Genomic DNA, 20,163 nt, shown 5'->3' on the forward strand with positions numbered 1-20,163 from the left:
CATGAGCCCGATGATCGGTTCCGACTTAGCGCAAAAAAGCCCGCCAACCGGAGAACCGGCGGCGGGCACAAATTTCTCATCATCTAAGGGTCTAGGATGAATCTATAGAGACAACCTTTCCTCCGGGCCTGATTGAGGAAACCCTTTATCCGGCAGCCCTGACCGCGATGGCTAATTGAACGGAACGACAGTCGCGCCGCGAGGTTCGAGTCCGGGCGGTAGAAATCAACTCATCGGCGGTGCTTCGGCGCCGCCTTCTTTTTGATCTCCAACATGAGCCGGTGATCAGGTGCAACTGATATGCCAAATTGACGTTGTATGTGCTGGATATTGGCGTGCTTGGCTTTGGAGAGGGACCTATGGCTATCGTTGAAGGACCGAATTTACCGGAGAGTCACCCTGACAGATTTCTTTCATGTAAAGAGGCCATGAAGGACCGGTTCAATGAATTGGTTGAAGGCAAGCAGCCTATGACGGATCTTCATGCAGAGGCGATTGCTGCCGGCTGGAATGAGAATGAGGCTCGGGAGGGCATTTTGGGTTTATTAGAGGCTCAGGTTGCCATGGAGAAAGAAATGGACCTTGAAGAGGCTCAGCGCACTAAGGCTCGGGATGAGAACAATCACTGACGAGGTAAGACGATGGCGGATGACGACGAGGAACTCATGCGTGAAATCAACCGGCAAGCCGATAGAGCGGAGGAGATGAGGCCGGCTCGGATGGACCGTTACGCACTGGCAGCAACCCTGGCGGGTCGATTCCAACAACATGGCACGGACGAAATCGAAAAGATGATTACCGGTGTATGGCTTCTGCCACAACCTGAGGCAGAGCAAGAACAGCCACTGCTATTATGAATAGTATCACCATCAGTCGTAGCCTGGTCGGCATCCTCCTCGTCGCATGGCTTCCGTTCGTTACTGCGGCCCACGCCACGGACCGGGCCGCAAGTATTGGAAGTGACTGCTTTATCCGCTATCAATTGACTCCTTTCGTCCCTTGGCAGACAATTCAAACGTCGTCAGGCATCTTTGGCCACTGACGCTTGAGAGATGGAACGCGCTCCCGCCTAACCTATGGGAGAGCACCATGCTTCACTTACTCAGCCAGCATAACTATTCACCCGAAGATTGGGATCTGATGCAACGTGCGCACGCCAAGGCGTCGCAGATGCTTGGCCGTTGCCAAATCACCCATGAAAACGCAAACCGTCTCGCGCGAGATCGTGATGAAGCTTTTCGACCAGGGGCTGCGGGACGATCTGCTTATTGCGGCCAGAGCCGCGGAGCAGGAACATACGGCGACCAAAATCGCGAACGAACGTACCGGCATGGTATCCTGACAATGGCTGGAAAGCTGAAACGGCGGCCAAATGATTGGTCCTATCATTTGTACCGTCCAGTTTTCTTACTCGCTATCGCGATATCCCTGGTGCTCGGATGGGTGTTTCGCTGACCTAGTTTAACTGCATTGCTGATCCCAGCCCCCCGGATCAGCAGAGGCCCGACCTGTCCGGAGTAAAAGTGTTGTGGCGGAGAAGTCGGGCCTCACTTAACGAGACTGATAAGTAAGCTCTGGAAACGCAAAAAGGCCGACGGACTCTCGCGGCTCAGAACTTCACCCGGAACCCCGCTGTGCCATTGAGACTGTAGCTGTCAGCGAAATGGGACAGGCTGGTGTTGATGGAAACCTCGCTGTAGAGCGAATATTTGTCATCATTCCAGTTATAGCTGCCGCCAGTGCCGATACCGCCCCAGGTGCGGTCGTTCGCCGTGGCAAAGTTCACGCCCGAGACATCGGTCTCGTTGCCATCGAGGAACTCATAATAGAGGTTGGCGATGCCATAGAGATTGGTACGGGTCAGCTTGCCGGCACCATCCTCCCAGGCATTCTGGTAATCGGCGGAAAGTCCAATCCTGCCCTTGAGGCTGTCGCCGCTGCCAAACGACACGTCTGTACCGAATGGGTCGGTGAAGTTGTCGATATCGACATTGGAATAGGCAAGCTGCGCCTGCGGCGTCAGGGTCCAGCTCTGGTCAAGGTCGATGCGCTTGCCGGTTTCAAGGCTGAAGGCATAGCCGAAGCCATTGTTGCCGTCGGCAAGGCTGGTGCCGAGCGTGTCGGAGGTCAGATCACTGTCATACCACGTCGCCTGTGCCTGTCCGTCGACATAAAAGCCGTTCTGGCCATACCATGTCAGCGCGCCGCCGAGACCATAGCCGTCGGTGTCGATCGAGCCATCACCGAAGAACGAGGAAATGTCAGCCGAGGCATGGCCGTAATGGGCGCTGAGGCTGCCAATCAACTTGCCGGCGTCGCTCTCGTAGAACTGGCCGTCAATCCCGGTCTCTACCTTCCAGGTGTCGATATCGTAATCGGCGGCCGTGGTGGAAGTCCTCGGCTCGAACTTGCCATGGGCACCGTCAATCCGCGCCCAGATGCCGCGCGCATCAGTGACGATATCGCCACCTTGCGAAGGCGCCGGAGCAGCTTCCAGCGTTCCGGGGCCATCGCCTTGTGCGAGCGCGCTGTTGCCCGCGCCTGCCCAATAGCGATTGCCGACACGCTGCTGCAGGCTCGAGACACCATTGAGGCTTTGCAGGACCTGCGCATAAGCTTCGTAGAGAGGCGCACCTGGCTGGTAGATCGGACCTGATGACGGCGGCGTGGTTGGTATCGTCGGTGGCGTGGTTGGAAGGTTGGTGGGTGGAGTGGTCGGTGGTGTGGTTGGAGGGGTTGTGGGCGGTGTTGTCGGAGGCGTCGGCGTCAGCTCGGAGCGCAGGTACCAGTCACCATCACTGGGGGTGCTGACCCCATTCTTGTGCAAGGTATACCCATAGGCGCCGGCAACAACCGCCTGTTCGCCATTGATCACGTAATCGCCGAGCAGCGAGAAGGCGCCGTTGGAAGCGCCGCCAACGTCGACGATCTTGATGCCCTCGACCGTCGCCGCCCCTGTGCCACCGGTATTGATCACTTTTACATTGCTGCTGCCCGACGTATCGCCGGTAACCACCAGCCGGTCTGTCGGCGAGGCATCGTCGCCAAGCGCGGTTTCTATCTCCAGAGTGCCACCATTGCCGATATAGTTGCCAGCCACGGTCAATGTGCCGATGGAATTACCGGGAGCAATCATGCCTAGATTCTCGACATCGCCGAAGATCGTGCCGATGCCGCCGAGAGTACCGGCAGTCGCCACGGAGACCGGGGTTGTGATTGAGCCGTTTATGGCCAAAGTACCGGCGACAACCGAAGTTAGACCACTATAGGTGTAGTCGCCATTCAGGATGGTCGTGCCACTGCCGGACTGCAGTACATTGCCGGTTCCGGTGATCGCATTGTCGAAGGTCACCACGTCGGATCGGTTGAACTCTAGTGATCCGCCGTTCAAAGCCAAATCGCCGACGACACTACCGCTCGTGCCGCCATTGCCTAAAGCGAGAGTTCCAGCCTGAATGTCCCAATTCGTTGTCGCTGCACCCGTGCCGGTCAGCGCCCAGGTGCCGTTGCCGGTTTTCTGAAAAGTATCGAAGTTCTGGTATTGCGGGCCGATCGTCGACACGTCAAAGCTGTCGGTGCCCGTTCCACCCAGCCGCAAGATATCGTTTGTAACAGTCGAATTGCCGACGACATTGCCGTCGATGACCGAACCTGCTTGCAGTTCCAATGTGATGCCATTCGCGCCGCCTTGCGTAAGCAGGATCGCATTTGTCTGACCAGCACCCGCGCGGATTGTGCCGCTGTTGACGACATTGAGGCTGACATTGCCTGCGTTACCCACGATCGCCAGAGCCCCCGCGCCACCCCCGATTGTCCCGGTATTGATGATCGTGCCTGCGCGAACGAGAATCCCGTTGCCATTCACCACAGTTCCGGTCCCGCCACGAATCGTTCCTTTGTTGATTAGTGAAGGTGCAGCCCCGGGCCCCCCAAGCTCGACGCCCACGCCGCCTGACCCACCGAGACTGTTTCCGCCTTGAACCACTCCCTCGTTGGTTACCGTCGGCCCGAGCGTTATTCGAAGGCCACTCCCGCCGACTCCGAGATCCGCGTTGCCACCCTTGAAGTTACCCACGAGGGTATAAAAGCGGCCGCCACCGCTCCCCAGCAAGGATATTCCGGTACCATTGGCGGCGCCGGAACCATCTGCGCCAGAAAGGGTAAAGCCCTGTGTGTCGATCGTAATGGGCTTGGTGGGAACGACCAAGCTTGGTGCCGCGGCTGAGAATACTACGTTGTCGGTGAGCCTGATGGTGGCAGTGGCATCTGCATCAATATTCGCTTGACGGATCGCGTCGTCCAATTCTCCCCGGGTGCTGGCTGTATAATTGCCGGCTATGACTTCCGAGGGAACTCCGCAAACGATTGCCAATGCGGCACAACTCACGCCCGCGAGAAGCGCATTCCGCGTCCCCGAAATCTCTCTGCTGATGCTTGATGCCACCGACCTTACCCCTCAATACCGCCCCCGCAGTCGCAACCTATGGGATTCGGTGAATACAACAATAGGTTGTAGAGGCAAACTTCTGCGTTGCTTAAGAAAACTTGAATCTGTTGCAGCGCAGCAACGGCAGGACTATTCAGTAATGAATATTGACTATCGAGGGTTGCGGAGCTCAGCCTCATCAAGCACCGTTGGGGGTAAATGGCAAAGAGCTCGACACGACGAAAAGAAGCGCGATTGACGCCCCCCTCGTGCTCTGCGAACTTCCTGTAACAAATGGGGAGACAAAATTATGGTCGAAGTGATTCGACCGATGTGCAATTCAGCTCAACACTTCCTCATGAAACATCGCATGGAAACGTGCAGAGAGACCGTCGGAGAGACACAAGGTTGCCAGTATATCACTCCAGAACAATAGAAATCGAAATTGGGGCCAAGCTTAAGGAACTTCGGCTTCAAGCCGGGATGTCACAGGAGAGGTTTGGAACGGCGATGGGCCTTTCACACGCCCAGGTTCAAAAGTACGAACAGGGCAAAAACAGAATCGCAGTTTCAACTCTCGTAGGAATTTGTGAGGTTCTGGGCGCCAACCCTATGGACTTCCTTGATCCCTATTTTTGAGGAAGCATAAGATAGGAGCCGGAGCGGCCACCGCCTATTTTGAAACTGACACAAGAGCAAGCCGAAGCATAGGCACTTGCAACAGGTCTGAGCATCGCGCCAAGAACATTCCCTGGTCGCACGCGGGCGGGTGCGCGTCGTCACATCAGCGCTACAGGCCGCAGAGCAAATCCTGATAGACTGGCCGACCGCGGAAAGCGAGATGAATGCGCTGGCCGAGGAAGCGCTGCGCTGCAAAGGCCGCCAGCCCGATAATGAACTGATTGTCTTGCCGCAACCTAAGGCAGAGGAAGAGCCGTTGTTGCTATGAAGATTTGGCTGGGTTGCGTGTGCATGGGACACACTACGGCGTGTACTCATAAATTTTGGCTGAGTCCGCTTCGCTCCGATAACGATCACTTTTGTGCAGACGCCCCGGCGAGTGCCGTGGCGCTGTTGGCGGGCAGCACTGCTGGCGAGTGAATTGCGCCAGCGTCACGGAACGGATTCTGACCGGCAGACGTTGTGCCTCCGGCACCAGAACCGGAGAATGACATGAACACGCGCTTTTTCGCGCTGGGTCTCGTCGGCGGGCTGACGTGCCCTCTCGCGCTTGCCCAGGACGATGGTCAGACCGCTTTCAACAACAGCTGCCGCACTTGCCATACGATGAAGGAAGGCGACAACCGGCAAGGTCCGAACCTCGCCGGCATCGTCGGCCGCAAGGCCGGCTCATTGCCGGACTACAACTACTCGTCGTCGATGAAGCAGTCCGGCATCACCTGGGACGAGGCAAATCTCGACCAGTTCATCGCCAATCCCGACCAGGTGGTAAGAGGCAACAGCATGAAACCCTATGGCGGCATTACCGATGCCGCGCAACGCAAGACGATCATCGAGTTCCTGAAGTCGGGCGACTAGATGGTCGTCGTAGGTGCCTTCACCTGTATTTTGTTCGCCATCCGTGCACCATTCGAGCACGTCGAAAAGTGGCGCACCGATTTCATGGGCAACGAGCCAAAAGTTCGGTGCGGTCGAGACGCACCATCCATGTTACCGCACTATTGATAACATTGAGAGTTTCCGCTGATCGCACCATTCCTGTGGCGATATGTGGCCCAAAGTGCGGTCCCAAAAGGAACAACAGATTATGCTCATATGAAATGCTATCATATCGCGTTTAGGAACCGATAAGTAGCCGGAACAATTTACTCCGGTTGAAGTTACAGACCACTCGGCGTGACCAGTTTTCCGATAGAGGCATGTTTGTTATATGAATCGCCGCTTGATGAAAATTTGTACCGTACTTGCCGCAATAGGCGTAATCGGTTTAGCCCTCATCGGCTACGTGACCGCAGTCACACTGTTAGCAGATCCTCCTATAGAGCACGTGCCTGAATGAGAGGACCCGGCGGGGGCTGCTTGCGAATTTATGACTGCTGTGGACGGAACTGCCGGAACAAACCTTTACTATCGTAGTTGGTAATTTGTCGGAGAGCGCCGAACTCTTCGGCCGAGGTCTGGCGTCGTTAGCGTGGTCGTGACGACGTCGACCTCACCTATTTCACTTGTCTGACTGTCAAGTGTGAACGTAAGCGGAATGACGAATGAACGACGAACCAATTCGGCTCCCACCACAAACTTCTTATCCATCCCACATGGAGAAAGCTCCTGCTGGACTGTTTGAGCACTACTGCATGCACGAGGGCTGCAAGCCGTGGGGATCGTTCGGGTTTGACAAGCGCTACGGGCTGGAGTGGTATTGCGGTGAACACAAAGGTGATGCGGAAGTATGAAGTATAGTGAGTCTGCATGATAATGGGCGATGATACGACTAGGGCCGACACGAATGCCAAGGCGGCTGCGAGGATGCGTAAATGGCGGGCGGCCAATCCGCAGAGTCCCGAGCAGAAGGCAAAGGCGGCAGAAAGATCCCGGAAGTGGCGGCAGGAGAATAAGGAGCATTACGCCGCTTATCTGAGGGCGTGGCACGCCGCCAATCGCGAACGATCTGATGCTTAGCGAGATATGTCAAAATGTGCGCCGTCGCTAATGACTGGCACGAGGAACAAAGCACACATTTCGTTCGTTCGCCCGGAATGGCAGAGAGAAAATACGAGCCGAGGCAGCAAGCCAATGGAAGGTGGGCCGTCTATGACCTGTCCACGGGCTTCCCAACTGTGGTCAACGGTTTCTTTGCGATCGACCTTCCCCAAGATCAAGCAGACTATCTGAGCGATCTCTTGAACATCCAGGATGCGAAACAAACGGGCACTTCTGGATCTGAGTAGAATCGCTGGGAGGACAATCCGTCTATTCGGATGATCTGGCCGTCATGCATTTCAAAGATGCCGCTCTGCCCACCTTGAGCGTTGAAGTCTTCTTCGAGCTCGATCCATCTGCCAAGCAGCTCGCCGCACGTGCTGCAACAAATGGGGCTATCCTTCGATAGAACGGTCGGAAATTTGAGGTACAATGTACCGCAATGCGGACATTCCAACCTGTGGTCGAGGCGCTGAGACATCCATATTGAACCCCTTCAACAGTCCCTTACCCAAGCACAATACGCCGAACTGTTGTCTGCGCAAGTCGCCGCTCCAAAAACAAGGAACGGCATTTCGTATTGCGCGTTTAATGGTATGCGCGACCTACCGTTCCCCTATGTAACCATTACCGATCAATTCGGGAACACGAAGAACATTGGCTCTGCAGTCGAAGCGGAAATATGGCTTGTTGCGCATTGGCCGGTAAGGAACGCCGATAAATTCAAGACAGCAAAGCGGGCATGCCTGGATGCTCTCGCCGGCGAGGCCACTTGTACGAGTTGCAGGAACGCCTTTATCGAAGCCGCTAAAGAAGCCGGTATCTACATCACTCAAAAGCGGCTGTAGGTCTTTTGCCGTGTGGTTAGCGCCATTGGTCCGATTTCAGGTCACGGAATACATGGTATCTTTCGGTCCCGGCCCGTCCCGGTCGGGATGACCCTTCAGGGGGCCAACAGCCCGATCAGCTGAAAATCTTCCTGCTGATCGGGCTATCTGCCCCTCACCGGACAGAGAAGGAACCAAAGCATATCTTATATGTTTGGTGGAGGCCGATATTCCAGATCGGTTGGGCTATGATTTGCCAGGCACGTATTTCATGGCTCACAAATTGGCGGTGGAATGTCCACCGCCTTTTTATGCTTGCAGCTGCCACAACGACGAAAATCCTTCGATTATGGGGTACGATCATGACCTTTCAACCACTCACATCCGTTTCTGAAGTCGTATATAGCCAAGAGGATTGGCGCGTGATGTCCGACGCATACGCCAGGGCAGCAGCAATGCTGGAACGTTCACCTCGGACCGATCCGCATGCGCAACGCCTGGCGCGGGAAGTCATGCGCCTCTTCAACAACGGAAAACGCGATATCCAGTTGATTACCTCTCTGGCAGTCATCAACGAACAGACTGTCGGGTCCGAAACCGAGCAAGGGCGTCACCGGCACAGCGCTCATCTATCGCATTCATCTGCATCACATGGCTCCATATCTGGAAAACTCTATGAGTAGCAACATGCCGCAACGCTTGGATCATAAACTCGACTGCAAAGCCTGCGGGACGATCTATTTGGAAATCCCCGAAAACGTTCAGAGCCATACGCCCATTTATTGCAGCTCATGCGGAGATCTCCTTGGCCGTTGGGATGAGCTCGAACGCGATTTTAACCAGCAAGGTGGCCAGAACGGCATCTTTGAAATGCATGACGGTCAAATCATACGCAGGGAATGATCCTATGCGAATAGATTTTGGTGACGATCCGGAACACGGTCCGCGTGACCTGCCCTACTGTCTATACGGCTTAGTATTTATTGTTGCGCTTGCCATCGCTGTCGCGCTTGGGTGGTTCTCGCACGTAGAAGACTTGGGAGCCAATGCTCCCTGAGTCCTGTCTCAGATAATAAATATTGACTATCCCATCGTGCGGAACTGAGTCCACTTTTGGTCGTTAGCCCGCGATGGAAGAAAAACCCTTCAAAGAAGTTCGCATCATGACAAGCCATCCTGGCCGGATGCGCGTCGTCACCTCGGCACTTCAAGCCGCAGAGCTGATTCTCACAGATTGGCCGATCGAGGAAAGCGAGATATTGACGGCGGCGAAACACGCGCTGCTAGCGTGTCTGGAAGGGAACCTCTCCCCCGGATCGGCGCGCTTTGCATTTATCCAAGCCGCAAAGGAGGCTGGCAACTATGTGGATGAACCGGAACGTGGACCGCCGACCGGCAAATCCATTCGGTGGCACAAGAGCAAGCTTCGGCGGGCATGACCAATCTTAAATTACTGGAACCAAGTGCTGCACCGATAGTTTGGGCGTTGGTGCAAGGGGACATAGATCAAGCGAGGCCCGTTTATCCTAGACCTACAACCATGAAAAAAGCTCGCAGGATTATTTTTCCCCACGAGCTTTTCTTGGAACTGGCGTGCCTAATACTAGTCTACTGAGATCACGTCACCCGACCGGCGATCCACTGCGACTCTAATATCATTGCCCCTTCGATCACTGCCACGCACTACAAAGTTTGAGCGAGTCCTTCGAACGTCATCAACCTGACGGACACCCTCATGGCGCGCGATACGGATAGCCTCCCGCTCTCCTATACCGACGTCCCGACGCATTCCATCTCTCGGCACTATCCGGTCTTGTTGCTGGTGCATCCTTACGCCGTTCGGTCCGATCTCAACGCTCTGGGCAAAAGACGGTGACGCCGCTGCCAGAGCGAGCATTGCAGTCGCACCGATAATCACAAATTTCTTAAACATAAATTTCTCCGCAAATGGTGGGTTGAAATGACCATTCGGATTTTAACGTGCCACGACCATTAACGTTCCGGTCTAAAAGACTAGTCTGAGGGCCAAAAGCAAAAGTCAACAAGCGCTGGCGCACTAGCATCTGTCATTCTAAAGCAAAAGGCCCGCCAACCGGACAACCGGCGGCGGGCACAAATTTCTCATCATCTAAGGGTCTAGGATGAATCTATAGAGACAACCTTTCCTCCGGGCCTGATTGAGGAAACCCTTTATCCGGCAGCCCTGACCGCGATTGTTAATTGAACGGAACGACAGTCGCGCCGGGAGGTTCGAGTCCGGGCGGTAGAAATCCAACTCATCGGCGGTGCTTCGGCGCCGCCTTCTTTTTGATCTCCAACATGAGCCGGTGATCAGGTGCAACTGATATGCCAAGTCGACGTTGTATGTTCCGGATATTGACATGCTTGGCTTTGGACAGGAGGGAGCTATGGCTCTCGTTGAACGACCGAATTTACCGGAGAGTCACCCTGACAGATTTCTCTCGTGTAAAGAGGCCATGAAGGACCGGTTCAATGAATTGGTTGAAGCCAAGCAGCCTATGACGGATCTTCATGCAGAGGCGATTGCTGCCGGCTGGAATGAGAATGAGGCTCGGGAGGGCATTTTGGGTTTATTAGAGGCTCGGGTTGCCATGGAGAAAGAAATGGACCTTGAAGAGGCTCAGCGCACTAAGGCTCGGGATGAGAACAATCACTGACGAGGTAAGACACGACGAAAAGAAGCGCGATTGACGCCCCCCTCGGGCTCTGCGAACTTCGTGTAACAAATGGGGAGACAAAATTATGGTCGAAGCGATTCGACCGATGTGCAATTCAGCTCAAAACTTCCTCATGAAACATCGCATGGAAACGTGCAGAGAGACCGTCGGAGAGACACAAGGTTGCCAGTCTATCACGCTCGAACAATAGAAATCGAAATTGGGGCCAAGCTTAAGGAAGTTCGGCTTCAAGCCGGGATGTCACAGGAGAAGTTTGGAACGGCGATGGGCCTTTCACACGCCCAGGTTCAAAAGTACGAACAGGGCAAAAACAGAATCGCAGTTTCAACTCTCGTAGGAATTTGTGAGGTTCTGGGCGCCAAGCCTATGGACTTCCTTGATCCCTATTTTTGAGGAAGCATAAGATATGAGCCGGAGCGGCCACCGCCTATTTTGAAGTGACAAGGTGGCACAAGAGCAAGCCGAGACATAACCTCTGTCTATTGCCGGACTGACGTGGAACCAGAATTAAATGCTGGTTGTTTTCCCATGTGCTGAAGCCCCGTTTCAGCAAGAGGTCTGAGGAAGAAGCAGCCCTTCTTTTTCACATCAGACCTGATAGGCCCGGCCGCTGGTATTTTGCGTTCCGGTCGGCCGGGCCACTCATTTCGCTGTAAGTGACAGATCTTATCGCCTTTCCGGCAGAACCAGACTCATATTCGTGCGTTGTAGTGGCGTCGAACTTAGCCACAGCTCGACAGAGGTCCCGACGTCTGTCATCCGAGCCCAAGGAGGGGCGTCGGGCCTCACCTAGCTTATTGGAATTAGTACCGGAGCCAATCTTCATCCGACACGTTCGACCCTTGTCGGAGAGCTCACAAGCTCCGGCCCGAGGCCCGGCGTGTCACCGCCCATTGACCCCCACGTCGGGTCTCACTCAATCTTAATCACATGGGAGCATGCTATGATCGCTGAGCCCCAAATGTCAGCAACCCGGCCTGCCTTTTGTATTGCGTTTTAGGCAGGTCGGGACGGGCTCTGGTGCCTCAGAACTTGATCCGGAACCCCGCCGTGCCGTTGAGGCTGTAGCTGTCGGCGAAATTGGACAGGCTGGTGTTGATGGAAACCTCGCTGTAGAGCGAATATTTGTCGTCATTCCAGTTATAGCTGCCGCCAGCGCCGATACCGCCCCAGTTGCGGTCGTTGGCCGTGGCAAAGTTCACACCCGACACATCGGTCTCGTTGCCGTCGAGGAACTCATAATAGAGGTTGGCGATGCCATAGAGATTGGTGCGGGTCAGCTTGCCGGCACCATCCTCCCGGCATTCTGGTAATCGGCGGAAAGTCCAATCCTGCCCTTGAGAAAGTCAGGCTGGTCCCCCGGCGCGGATCCACTGGCGACGTTTACACCGACAGTGCGAAGGCGCCCGTATCGAGCGTCACCGGTCTGCTCAAAGCAGGAAGCAGCGTGGGATCGATGATGATTATGTTCGCAGTCAACGTGACTGTGGCAGTGGGGTCCGCATCGACATTGGCGTCCAAAATGGCTTGGCGAAGCTCAGTTTCATTCGATGCCAGGTGATTTGCCGCCCAGCTGTGCTGCGGCAGCAGAGCGGCAATCGTCAGCACAGAGCAGGATGTCATGGTCAGTAGCTTGAGTGAAGTCGCGATTCGGACCGATTTGCGCCGGCTACTGTTTGAATTCATCCTGATTCCCCCTATTGGCGAAGCCGCCCTGTCACTAAATCGTTCGAATTACACTGCGAACGCAAATGTTTTATGATGTGAAATGGTAAATGATTAGAATTTCCATGGCATTGTTGCTGATACAGAGCAAAATTGTCCCACTTGGACTGAGGTGACATAAATAATAACTTTGGCACTCTGGACAATAGTCATCGGCTGGACAATTTTTATTAGTGGCTAGCCTAGTTGAAATCACAGAATAATTCCTGATCTACGGTTGCTAGGTCGCATTCGATTTGCTTTACCTCGAGGTCACGACCTCTCGGGCATCGAGCTATGGGAAAGGATGACCGGATTCTGCGCTACTACTTGAGAATGAAGCACCGAAAGCGTTTAGGACGTTCCCTGAGACACATCAGCCGCGTGATGAGAAAAATGCTGTACTTACGGAGACGGGATCATCTCCGTAATAATAGTGGTTGTCTCACCCGTGCACCGTTCGAGCACCACTGTCGAGATGTGGCGCGCCGATTTCCGGTTAACGCACCATTATTGAGGCGCATTATGTGGCCCAAAGTGCGGGTAAACTAGAACCTAATGGTAACCCGAAATGACCCATATTGAAAACCGGAAGCTAAATCGATCCATCGGTGATATTTCTACGGTGAATTTCCTCGCATGAAAAGGGACACCCAAACATAGTCCCTCCCGTATAACTTAGACTTGATGCTTACAGAAATTATTACACGAAGGTTGAGTTGCGGCGGAACAACACAGCCACACTGCTTGTTAATTCTCCAATGGAGCGCGCACAGGGCGCTTCAAAGGAGGATCTAAAATGCGTACGACATTCTTGATTACTACCGCTTGCGTGGCCTGGGTATCAGGCGGTGCATGGGCACAGACAGCAACCACGCCTGCTGCACCCGCCGATAACGCAGCACCGGCTGGTGCAGAACCTGCAGTTACAAAGGAGCTATTCAAAGCCCCTTCCGGCAGTCAGGCTTCGACCGAAATTCAGCCCATCAGCAGTGTTTCGGAGGGTCAGGTGCTCGCCTCTGAATTCATCGGCAAAGCTGTTTACAATGGCGATGGCGATGATGCGCAGTCTATTGGTGAGCTTAACGATCTTATCCTCACGCCGGACGGAACCGTACATGCAGCGGTTATCGGTGTCGGTGGCTTCCTGGGGGTTGGCCAAAAAGACGTGGCCATCCCGGCAAGCCACCTCAAACTTTCCGTTCGAGGCGACAAGTCGAACTGGATAGTGGTGAACACGACCAAGGAAAACTTGCAGAGCGCTCCGGCTTTCGAGACATCGGCAAAGTTTACGGAGGGAGTGGCTGATCCAAACAAGGCGAACGAAGCAAAGACTGATGCAGCGCCCGCCGACCCAGCTCCGGCAGTTCAAGACAATAAAATGGCACCAGCGACGCCGGCTCCGGCGAACTAAAAAGCTATAACAACGAGGCGGGCTCATCGTGGCAACGATGAGCCCGCGAGGAGGCCATCTCAAAATGTCGGCTGACTCTGACGACTAAAACGAGGAACAAGCAAACATTTTATTCGTTCCGCCGGAATGGCAGAGCGAAAATACCAGCCGAGGCAGCAAGCCAATGGAAAGTGGGCCGTCTATGACCTGTCCACGGGCTTCCCAACTGTGGTCAACGGTTTCTTTACGATCGACCTTCCCCAAGATCAAGCAGACTATCTGAGCGATCTCTTGAACATCCAGGATGCGAAACAAACAGGCATCATTGGATCTGAGCAAAATCACTAGGAGGACGATCTATCTATTCGAATAATCTGGCCGTCATGCAGCTCAAACACGCCGCTCTGCCCACCTTGAGCGTTGAAGTCTTCTTCCAGCTCGATCCACCTGCCAAGCGGCATGCCGCAAGTGCTGCAGTGGATAGGGCTCTCAGCCGATAAAACGGTCGGAAATTTGAGGTACAATGTACCGCAATGCGGGCATTCCAACCGGTGATTGAGGCGCTGAGACATCCATATTGAACCCCTTCAACAGTCCCTACCCAAAGCACAATACGCCGAACTGTTGTCTGCGCAAGTCGCCCGTCCCAAAACCTAGGAACGGCCTTTCTTGTTACGTGTTTATTAGCATCGCGACCTTGCGTTCCCTCATGTAACGATTTGCCGATCAATTCGGTAACACGAAGGATATTGGGTCTGTCGTCGAAGCGGAGATTTGGCTCGCTGCGCATTGGCCGGCAAGGAACGCTGACAAATTCAAGGCAGGCAGCGGGCATGCTTAGATGCTCTTGCTGGAAGGCCTTGTACAAGTTGCAGTATTGCGCGACCTTGGTTTCTCGTCCCCCGATTTATCAAGGGAAAAGTAACCATCTGATACTTGTCACTTAGCTCCGAACGCATGAGTTTCAGATTTATGCCATCCCACGGCAGAACCACGGTATCCGAATGAGCCAGTTCATTTCTTATTTTAACGAGACGGAAGTCGTTTGCAGTGTCCTTTCAAGAGTCGCGATCTTCGATTTGTCATTGTCCAAAAAACGCGCAGGCAAGGCGACGCAAGTATCATACACGAAGGAGCCATTTTCTCTCCAGCTTCCTAATTCAGGAAAATCGTAAATCATTCGGGGAAGCACGAAGCGGTTCACGTCCGATCGGAGGACTCGAACCCATTACCCAACATGCAAGCCCTATCGATCCTTGCCAAGGATTTGGCTCTTGTTATCCGATTGCAGAACCTGCCACCTTCCTTTGAAAGTGCCGATAATCGCTGATTTTCTCCATTCTGTGATTGTCGAATGAAATTCCACAATCATTGCTTCGGTGGTGAGGTGTATTTGACGACGTTTGACCCACTGAGCCTGCTGTGCGATCGGGCGGTTCAATGACGATGCGTTTTACGAGATGATCCCCGCTGCGACAACGCCGTGCCGAGATCAAAATTTGCACGAACCGCACGCCGTGCGGTACGCGCGAGCATCAAGCCACGCAATCGTGCACCTCTGTGAAAAATGCTGATCTGGTGATGAGTTTTGGCCCGCCGTACTCGGTAGGTTTCTCCCGCAGTTTGAGTGTCGCTTGTCACGCCAATTCCATCCCAAGTGTCGCACTGCATTTTATTTGCCTCCGTAAAGTGGTGGGTTTGAAAACCATTCGGGAAGGCGACCCGTCACGGGTCCATACGTTCCGGTTCGCTCAGACGATCTGCGCAGTGAATAATCCGTTAGCGACATTGGTGGGCGAACAGTCTATTATCACCCGAGGATCAAATGGGCGCTCGTATCGAAGCCGTACCGGGTTCGGATCGGATCCACCCTTTGTCATGATCGACCTGCCCAATCTCGAAGACGCGCAAAAGCTTGCGCAAGCTATCGTTAACACCATTCCCGAACCCTTTCTCGTGCTTGACGATAAAATTCGCGTCCTCGCCGCAAGTCGATCCTTCTACGAAAAATTCAAAGTCGATCCCGAACAGACGCGGGGCCATTTGCTCTATTCACTCGGAGACGGCCAGTGGGACATCCCTGCACTACGCATTCTTCTCGAAACCATCATCCCGGAAAAGACAGCGATGGACGGCTTCGAGGTAGAGCATGATTTCCCCAATCTCGGCCACAGGACCATGCTGCTCAACGCGCGAAAAGTACTTTATGACGACAGCAGCCTTTCAACGATCCTTCTGGCATTTTCCGATGTCACGGACCGGCGCGTGATCGAGCGGGAAAAGGCAAATCTCCTCCGGCAGACGGAAGAGCTTCTGCGCCAGAAAGATACGCTACTACAGGAAATGCAACATCGTGTTGCCAATAGCCTGCAGATTATTGCCAGCATTTTGCTTTTGAAGGCACGCGCCGTCACGTCGGAGGAAACACGGCTGCATCTGCACGACGCGCATCAGCGTGTGATGTCGGTGGCTGAGGTGCAGCGACATCTGCATACGTCGATCAGTGTCGACCAGATTGAAGTCGGCTCTTACTTGTCCAAGCTCTGCGCCAGTCTGGCCGCCTCGATGACCGGCGAGAACAATCCGGTCGCCATCAACGTCCTTGCGGACAAGGAGTGGATCGGCTCGGACAAGGCTGTCAGCCTCGGACTGATCGTCACAGAACTCGTAATCAACGCCATCAAATATGCCTTTCCAGTGGTTCGAGCAGATGACGCGATCGCCGTTACATACGAAGTGGACAGGTCTGACTGGAAGTTGATCGTTTCCGACAATGGCATCGGCAAAAACACTGTTACTACAAGCGAAACCGCTGGCGGACTTGGAACAGCCATCGTCCAGGCTTTGGTCAAGCAACTTGATGCGAAAATGGATGTTGCCAGCAGTGCAAAAGGCACGAGCGTGTCGATCACGCGGGCGACCTTCACCTCGCGCCTACCAAAGGCTGCATGACCACTGCCGCCGGCACGTGGCGTCTGGTGGACAAGTAGCGTTCCCCATAGATCTAACGGCGCGCAATGGAACCGGAAGGCAATGGATGCCAGGTTCGAGGCTGCAGAATTCCAAACCCCAGCAGAGGCTGAGCTGAAGGGATTGTTCCAGGATGCAATGGGACCAAAATGGACGTAGAGTAACGCAAATATTATTATCGCCCGCCAAGTGTTGACCTACTGGTTGTCTGGTCTGACCAATAAAGGCTCGGCCATCTCTCTTCCTTTTCCCCTATCGATCATGTCTTTTGCGGCGATCGGAAATTTGCAACGACCACATTGTCGCTACCGCTGCAATTGGCTTCCTCTTGTGTCATAAGGTCAAAAGACTTGTAGGTAAATGCGCGCTTGGCTGCGCTTTCCCGAGCAATTCGCTTTGTCTGTATAAGCCGTATCGCATCACGCAATGCCTGCAAGCTCTCAACGTCAAGGTGCGCGCCAACCGCCATCGGATAAGGCTCGGCACTCAAAACTGCGTCACTCAATTCGCTCAAGGCAACGATGAAAGTTTCCCGCTCAATATCGGACAATGCTTCATTGTGTTGCAGTCTCGATGTCTCGCGAGCCAAGGTATCGTGAAATTTTATCGCATCCCAATTCAACGTCGTTCCTCTCACTCCGCTTCTTGTGCGTGCTTTGTGACATACGCTGGCGACCACGCACAAGAGGGACAAGGATCGTCTTGGTCCATTGCCGGACCGGAGGTGAACCAAGAGTTGATACCCTGTATTCTTGAGATAGCTGAAAGCCCCCCGGTTTCAGCAACGGTCTGATTTAGAAGAGATTCTTTTTCACATCAGCCCTTCAAAACCCGACCGCCGACGATTTGCGTCCCGGCCGGTCGGCTCCGCTTCGGTTCGCACGCAGATGCTGACGATACCAAACATGCCTCGCCTGGCGCGGACTTGAACAAATTCAACTTCTTACAAATCCGCGTGCCAGCAGACCCGATCCCTGGATGTCCATGACTTGCACGGGGCTCTGCCGCATCTTACGTGTAGCAAGCGATCAAAATTTGAAAGTGTCACATAGGAGCGGCACTTATCCTCGCCTACCGGAGGAGCAGATGGTCATATTTCCGCTACGGAAGTTCTGGACGTATTCCCCGCGCGGTTTGGCCGCCGCCGTGTTGTGGAACGTATGTTTGATCCTGCGCATTCCATGTCCGTACGTGCCAACCCTCTTGGGATGGATCGTTGGTGCGAAAGAGACTTTGCGGGACGATGAGGATTGACACGGCGGCGAGCACCAGGAAGAAGCGAATAACCAAGTTTTGTCTGGTCAATCGCTGCCTTATCCTATCAAGCAGTGTCCGAGAACTTTCATCATTCCGGACGGTTCTGCTTTCTGACAACATATACTCGCAAGAATCTCGCGGTGGGTTGCCGCCAGCCTCTGAGTTTTTAATCACTTGGGGTACCCGTTGCCCCGTCGCCACCCGAACAACGCTGGAGAATGTGTCATCGTCCGCTGGGCGACAGGGGGAGCATCTGATATGGTAGCAAAATCAACGGGGCGACAGCATGACCGACGACGACAGAAGACTTATGATTGAGATCAAGGCGCAGGCCAGAATCGCTTATGAATCCCGCCCCAAGGTCACGAACGCATCGATAATGGCCGCGGCCCTCGGCAAGGATTTTCCCCATCGTAGTGCGGACGAAATTCATCAAAAAATAAAAAGTGTATGGCGCGTCAGGGGAATGCTTTGTTTCGGTGAATAAAGCATCGAAACTTCGCACATTGGGGTCTCCGCCGTCCCTGCGCCGGGCAGCGGCGGAACCAAGTCTGATTTTAATTGTTCCTGAACACCGGGGTTCCAGCCGGGCGGGCGCATGATCCATACAAGTTTGTGGCCCGCGGATTGGCGGTGGACCTAGGCCACCGCGTCTTTATTGCACAAACGGCTTCAGCATGACCCTCAGGTTCGACATTAGACGTGAGACGAAGAATAAGTGGACAGTCTATGACGTGTTTACCGAGAAACCGGCCTCGATAGAGGGCTTCGACGCCATTCTGCTGGAGGCTGCCGAGGCCAGGCGTATTAGAGACGAGCTGAATGCTTTGGAGATAAAACGCAGGGGTGGCCCGAATGCCATACGCTGATAATGTAGCTCTTGCTACGCGTGCCCTGACTGGATCCTCGAAAACACCAGAAAGTCCTGGGACAGCGCGGGGATCACGTCAATCAGGTTTCCCTCGGTGTAGCTCACAAAATTTCTGAACTACACTAGGGGTTTTCACTCAGGCTGTGCCTCAGAACTTCACCTTGAACCCGGCCGTCCCGTTGAGGCTGTAGCTGTCAGCGAAGTGAGACAGGCTGGTGTTGATGGAAACCTCGCTGTAAATGGAATATTTGTCATCATTCCAGTTATAGCCGCCGGTGCCAATACCGCCCCACGTCCGATCGTTCTCGCTGGCAAAGTTTACGCCTGATACTTCAACTTCCGTCCCATCCAGGAACTCATAATAAAGATTGGCAATACCGTAAAGGTGCGTGCGGGTTGTCCTTCCTGAAGCGCCCTCCCAGGCATTTTCATAATCTGCCGAAAGTCCGAGACGACCCTTGAGGCTCTCACCCGTCCCGAGAGAAACATTGGCACCGAAGGGGTCGGTGAAGGCGTCAAAGTCTACATTGGAATATGCAAGCTGAGCTTGCGGGGTGAGCGTCCAGCTCTGGTTCGAAGCAAGTCTTTTGCCGGTTTCCAAGCTGAAGGCGTAGCCGAAACCGTCATTCCCATTCGAGAGACTACCGAGGACGCCGGAAGACAGGTCACTTTCGTACCATGCCGCCTGCGCCTGCCCGTCAAGGTAAAAGCCATTCTGGCCATACCAGGTCAGCGTAGCTCCCACTCGTAGCCATCAGTGTCGACCTCGCCATTGCCGAACATGGAGGATACCCGCCTCGTTCCTATGAGCAACCTTCCAGTGCAATCGCCAGAGAATGGTATAAATCAGTTGCGCGACAGATAGCCCGCGTTTGGGGCCTCAGCGGTCGGCCGATGACATATCCGCCGTCGCCGCGACAATGGCGCGCCTCAACCAGATGTGCCTGGGGGTGTCCTGTTGACGCGCGTGCCAGACGAGGCTCATCGTGAAGCTCCCAAGATCGAGGGGCGGAGGCCGCGACACGAAGCGCATCATGTCGGCGGCGGATCGCGCCAGGCTCGACGGCAGGGTGATGATCAGGTTGGAGCAGGCGGCTATCTCCACCGCTGCAAAGAAGTTCGGCACGCGCAGCTTCACCCTTCGCTTCCGCCCCATGCGCGCAAGCACTTCATCGACGGGCGCAGCGCCGGCGCCGGTGACGCTGACCACGATATGCTCAAGCGCTAGAAAGCGGTCGAGCGTGAGTTTTCCGACAGCGGCCGGATGATCCGTACGCATCAATGTCACAAGTTTTTCGTCATAGAGACGGCGGCGACGGATGCCGGCGGGTGCTTCGTCGATCAGCGCCACCATC

General features: G+C 54.4%; 19 protein-coding genes and 1 pseudogene. 14 read left to right on the forward strand and 6 right to left on the reverse strand.

Annotated features, from left to right (window positions below; all coding sequences use genetic code 11):
• The first annotated feature begins 359 nt into the window (after positions 1 to 359).
• From N8E88_RS09795 to N8E88_RS09805, 3 genes are all read left to right on the forward strand, one after another.
• Positions 360 to 629, forward strand: coding sequence for a hypothetical protein (locus N8E88_RS09795; protein ID WP_262292345.1), 270 nt, complete (start codon positions 360 to 362; stop codon positions 627 to 629).
• Positions 630 to 641: 12 nt separating this feature from the next.
• Positions 642 to 857: a hypothetical protein gene (locus N8E88_RS09800; protein ID WP_262292346.1), complete on the forward strand. Its 216-nt coding sequence runs from the start codon at positions 642 to 644 to the stop codon at positions 855 to 857.
• Between the two features lie 338 nt (positions 858 to 1,195).
• Complete coding sequence (locus tag N8E88_RS09805; protein WP_262292347.1) at positions 1,196 to 1,342, forward strand: hypothetical protein; 147 nt, start codon at positions 1,196 to 1,198, stop codon at positions 1,340 to 1,342.
• Positions 1,343 to 1,609: 267 nt separating this feature from the next.
• Here N8E88_RS09805 and N8E88_RS09810 read toward each other — a convergent pair whose 3' ends face one another.
• The gene (locus N8E88_RS09810; protein WP_262292348.1) at positions 1,610 to 4,303 is read right to left on the reverse strand and encodes an autotransporter family protein; all 2,694 of its coding nucleotides are present in this window, start codon (positions 4,301 to 4,303) and stop codon (positions 1,610 to 1,612) included.
• 606 nt (positions 4,304 to 4,909) lie between these two features.
• Here N8E88_RS09810 and N8E88_RS31765 point away from each other — a divergent pair.
• The 8 genes from N8E88_RS31765 (at position 4,910) to N8E88_RS31770 (ending at position 11,006) form a co-directional block, all read left to right on the forward strand.
• A complete protein-coding gene (locus N8E88_RS31765) occupies positions 4,910 to 5,065 on the forward strand; it encodes a helix-turn-helix domain-containing protein (RefSeq protein WP_410010591.1) in 156 nt (51 codons plus the stop codon).
• Positions 5,066 to 5,599: 534 nt separating this feature from the next.
• Positions 5,600 to 5,965 (forward strand): c-type cytochrome, encoded by a 366-nt coding sequence (locus N8E88_RS09815; RefSeq protein WP_112527005.1) that lies wholly within the window; start codon positions 5,600 to 5,602, stop codon positions 5,963 to 5,965.
• Positions 5,966 to 7,683: 1,718 nt separating this feature from the next.
• Complete coding sequence (locus N8E88_RS09820) at positions 7,684 to 7,935, forward strand: DUF982 domain-containing protein (protein ID WP_262292398.1); 252 nt, start codon at positions 7,684 to 7,686, stop codon at positions 7,933 to 7,935.
• 404 nt (positions 7,936 to 8,339) lie between these two features.
• Positions 8,340 to 8,597: a hypothetical protein gene (locus tag N8E88_RS09825; protein WP_262292349.1), complete on the forward strand. Its 258-nt coding sequence runs from the start codon at positions 8,340 to 8,342 to the stop codon at positions 8,595 to 8,597.
• Between the two features lie 480 nt (positions 8,598 to 9,077).
• A complete protein-coding gene (locus tag N8E88_RS09830) occupies positions 9,078 to 9,353 on the forward strand; it encodes a DUF982 domain-containing protein (protein ID WP_262292350.1) in 276 nt (91 codons plus the stop codon).
• A 296-nt stretch (positions 9,354 to 9,649) separates the two neighbouring features.
• Positions 9,650 to 9,790, forward strand: coding sequence for a hypothetical protein (locus N8E88_RS09835; RefSeq protein WP_262292351.1), 141 nt, complete (start codon positions 9,650 to 9,652; stop codon positions 9,788 to 9,790).
• 532 nt (positions 9,791 to 10,322) lie between these two features.
• A complete protein-coding gene (locus tag N8E88_RS09840) occupies positions 10,323 to 10,592 on the forward strand; it encodes a hypothetical protein (RefSeq protein WP_262292352.1) in 270 nt (89 codons plus the stop codon).
• A gap of 258 nt (positions 10,593 to 10,850) precedes the next feature.
• On the forward strand, positions 10,851 to 11,006 hold the full coding sequence (locus N8E88_RS31770; protein WP_410010592.1) for a helix-turn-helix domain-containing protein: 156 nt from the start codon (positions 10,851 to 10,853) through the stop codon (positions 11,004 to 11,006).
• Between the two features lie 632 nt (positions 11,007 to 11,638).
• Here N8E88_RS31770 and N8E88_RS09845 read toward each other — a convergent pair.
• Together N8E88_RS09845 and N8E88_RS09850 are read right to left on the reverse strand one after the other, a co-directional pair.
• The gene (locus tag N8E88_RS09845) at positions 11,639 to 11,893 is read right to left on the reverse strand and encodes an autotransporter outer membrane beta-barrel domain-containing protein (RefSeq protein ID WP_315975243.1); all 255 of its coding nucleotides are present in this window, start codon (positions 11,891 to 11,893) and stop codon (positions 11,639 to 11,641) included.
• Positions 11,894 to 11,996: 103 nt separating this feature from the next.
• The gene (locus tag N8E88_RS09850) at positions 11,997 to 12,299 is read right to left on the reverse strand and encodes a hypothetical protein (protein ID WP_262292353.1); all 303 of its coding nucleotides are present in this window, start codon (positions 12,297 to 12,299) and stop codon (positions 11,997 to 11,999) included.
• 817 nt (positions 12,300 to 13,116) lie between these two features.
• Here N8E88_RS09850 and N8E88_RS09855 point away from each other — a divergent pair.
• The gene (locus N8E88_RS09855; protein WP_262292354.1) at positions 13,117 to 13,731 is read left to right on the forward strand and encodes a PRC-barrel domain-containing protein; all 615 of its coding nucleotides are present in this window, start codon (positions 13,117 to 13,119) and stop codon (positions 13,729 to 13,731) included.
• 1,857 nt (positions 13,732 to 15,588) lie between these two features.
• Positions 15,589 to 16,662, forward strand: a complete 1,074-nt coding sequence (locus N8E88_RS09860) for a sensor histidine kinase (RefSeq protein ID WP_262292355.1) — start codon at positions 15,589 to 15,591, stop codon at positions 16,660 to 16,662.
• Positions 16,663 to 16,939: 277 nt separating this feature from the next.
• Here the strand turns inward: N8E88_RS09860 and N8E88_RS09865 are convergent, their stop codons facing one another.
• On the reverse strand, positions 16,940 to 17,302 hold the full coding sequence (locus tag N8E88_RS09865) for a hypothetical protein (RefSeq protein WP_262292356.1): 363 nt from the start codon (positions 17,300 to 17,302) through the stop codon (positions 16,940 to 16,942).
• Positions 17,303 to 18,223: 921 nt separating this feature from the next.
• Here N8E88_RS09865 and N8E88_RS09870 point away from each other — a divergent pair.
• A complete protein-coding gene (locus N8E88_RS09870) occupies positions 18,224 to 18,424 on the forward strand; it encodes a hypothetical protein (protein WP_262292357.1) in 201 nt (66 codons plus the stop codon).
• 532 nt (positions 18,425 to 18,956) lie between these two features.
• On the opposite strand, the gene N8E88_RS09875 is transcribed toward N8E88_RS09870, so the two are convergent.
• Positions 18,957 to 19,553 (reverse strand): autotransporter outer membrane beta-barrel domain-containing protein, encoded by a 597-nt coding sequence (locus tag N8E88_RS09875; RefSeq protein ID WP_315975239.1) that lies wholly within the window; start codon positions 19,551 to 19,553, stop codon positions 18,957 to 18,959.
• Positions 19,554 to 19,688: 135 nt separating this feature from the next.
• Positions 19,689 to 20,144: pseudogene (locus N8E88_RS09880) on the reverse strand (LysR substrate-binding domain-containing protein); the annotation flags it as partial.
• Between the last annotated feature and the right edge of the window lie 19 nt (positions 20,145 to 20,163).

This window comes from Phyllobacterium zundukense (assembly GCF_025452195.1).
In the GTDB taxonomy this organism is placed as follows: domain Bacteria; phylum Pseudomonadota; class Alphaproteobacteria; order Rhizobiales; family Rhizobiaceae; genus Phyllobacterium; species Phyllobacterium zundukense_A.

What these genes read in the sequence shown, in the direction of transcription:
- N8E88_RS09795 (WP_262292345.1), top strand. Translation starts at nt 360, where the DNA reads ATGGCTATCGTTGAAGGACCGAATTTACCGGAGAGTCACCCTGACAGA.
- N8E88_RS09800 (WP_262292346.1), top strand. Translation starts at nt 642, where the DNA reads ATGGCGGATGACGACGAGGAACTCATGCGTGAAATCAACCGGCAAGCC.
- N8E88_RS09805 (WP_262292347.1), top strand. Translation starts at nt 1,196, where the DNA reads ATGAAAACGCAAACCGTCTCGCGCGAGATCGTGATGAAGCTTTTCGAC.
- N8E88_RS31765 (WP_410010591.1), top strand. Translation starts at nt 4,910, where the DNA reads ATGTCACAGGAGAGGTTTGGAACGGCGATGGGCCTTTCACACGCCCAG.
- N8E88_RS09815 (WP_112527005.1), top strand. Translation starts at nt 5,600, where the DNA reads ATGAACACGCGCTTTTTCGCGCTGGGTCTCGTCGGCGGGCTGACGTGC.
- N8E88_RS09820 (WP_262292398.1), top strand. Translation starts at nt 7,684, where the DNA reads ATGCGCGACCTACCGTTCCCCTATGTAACCATTACCGATCAATTCGGG.
- N8E88_RS09825 (WP_262292349.1), top strand. Translation starts at nt 8,340, where the DNA reads ATGTCCGACGCATACGCCAGGGCAGCAGCAATGCTGGAACGTTCACCT.
- N8E88_RS09830 (WP_262292350.1), top strand. Translation starts at nt 9,078, where the DNA reads ATGACAAGCCATCCTGGCCGGATGCGCGTCGTCACCTCGGCACTTCAA.
- N8E88_RS09835 (WP_262292351.1), top strand. Translation starts at nt 9,650, where the DNA reads ATGGCGCGCGATACGGATAGCCTCCCGCTCTCCTATACCGACGTCCCG.
- N8E88_RS09840 (WP_262292352.1), top strand. Translation starts at nt 10,323, where the DNA reads ATGGCTCTCGTTGAACGACCGAATTTACCGGAGAGTCACCCTGACAGA.
- N8E88_RS31770 (WP_410010592.1), top strand. Translation starts at nt 10,851, where the DNA reads ATGTCACAGGAGAAGTTTGGAACGGCGATGGGCCTTTCACACGCCCAG.
- N8E88_RS09850 (WP_262292353.1), bottom strand. Translation starts at nt 12,299, where the DNA reads ATGAATTCAAACAGTAGCCGGCGCAAATCGGTCCGAATCGCGACTTCA.
- N8E88_RS09855 (WP_262292354.1), top strand. Translation starts at nt 13,117, where the DNA reads ATGCGTACGACATTCTTGATTACTACCGCTTGCGTGGCCTGGGTATCA.
- N8E88_RS09860 (WP_262292355.1), top strand. Translation starts at nt 15,589, where the DNA reads ATGATCGACCTGCCCAATCTCGAAGACGCGCAAAAGCTTGCGCAAGCT.
- N8E88_RS09870 (WP_262292357.1), top strand. Translation starts at nt 18,224, where the DNA reads ATGACCGACGACGACAGAAGACTTATGATTGAGATCAAGGCGCAGGCC.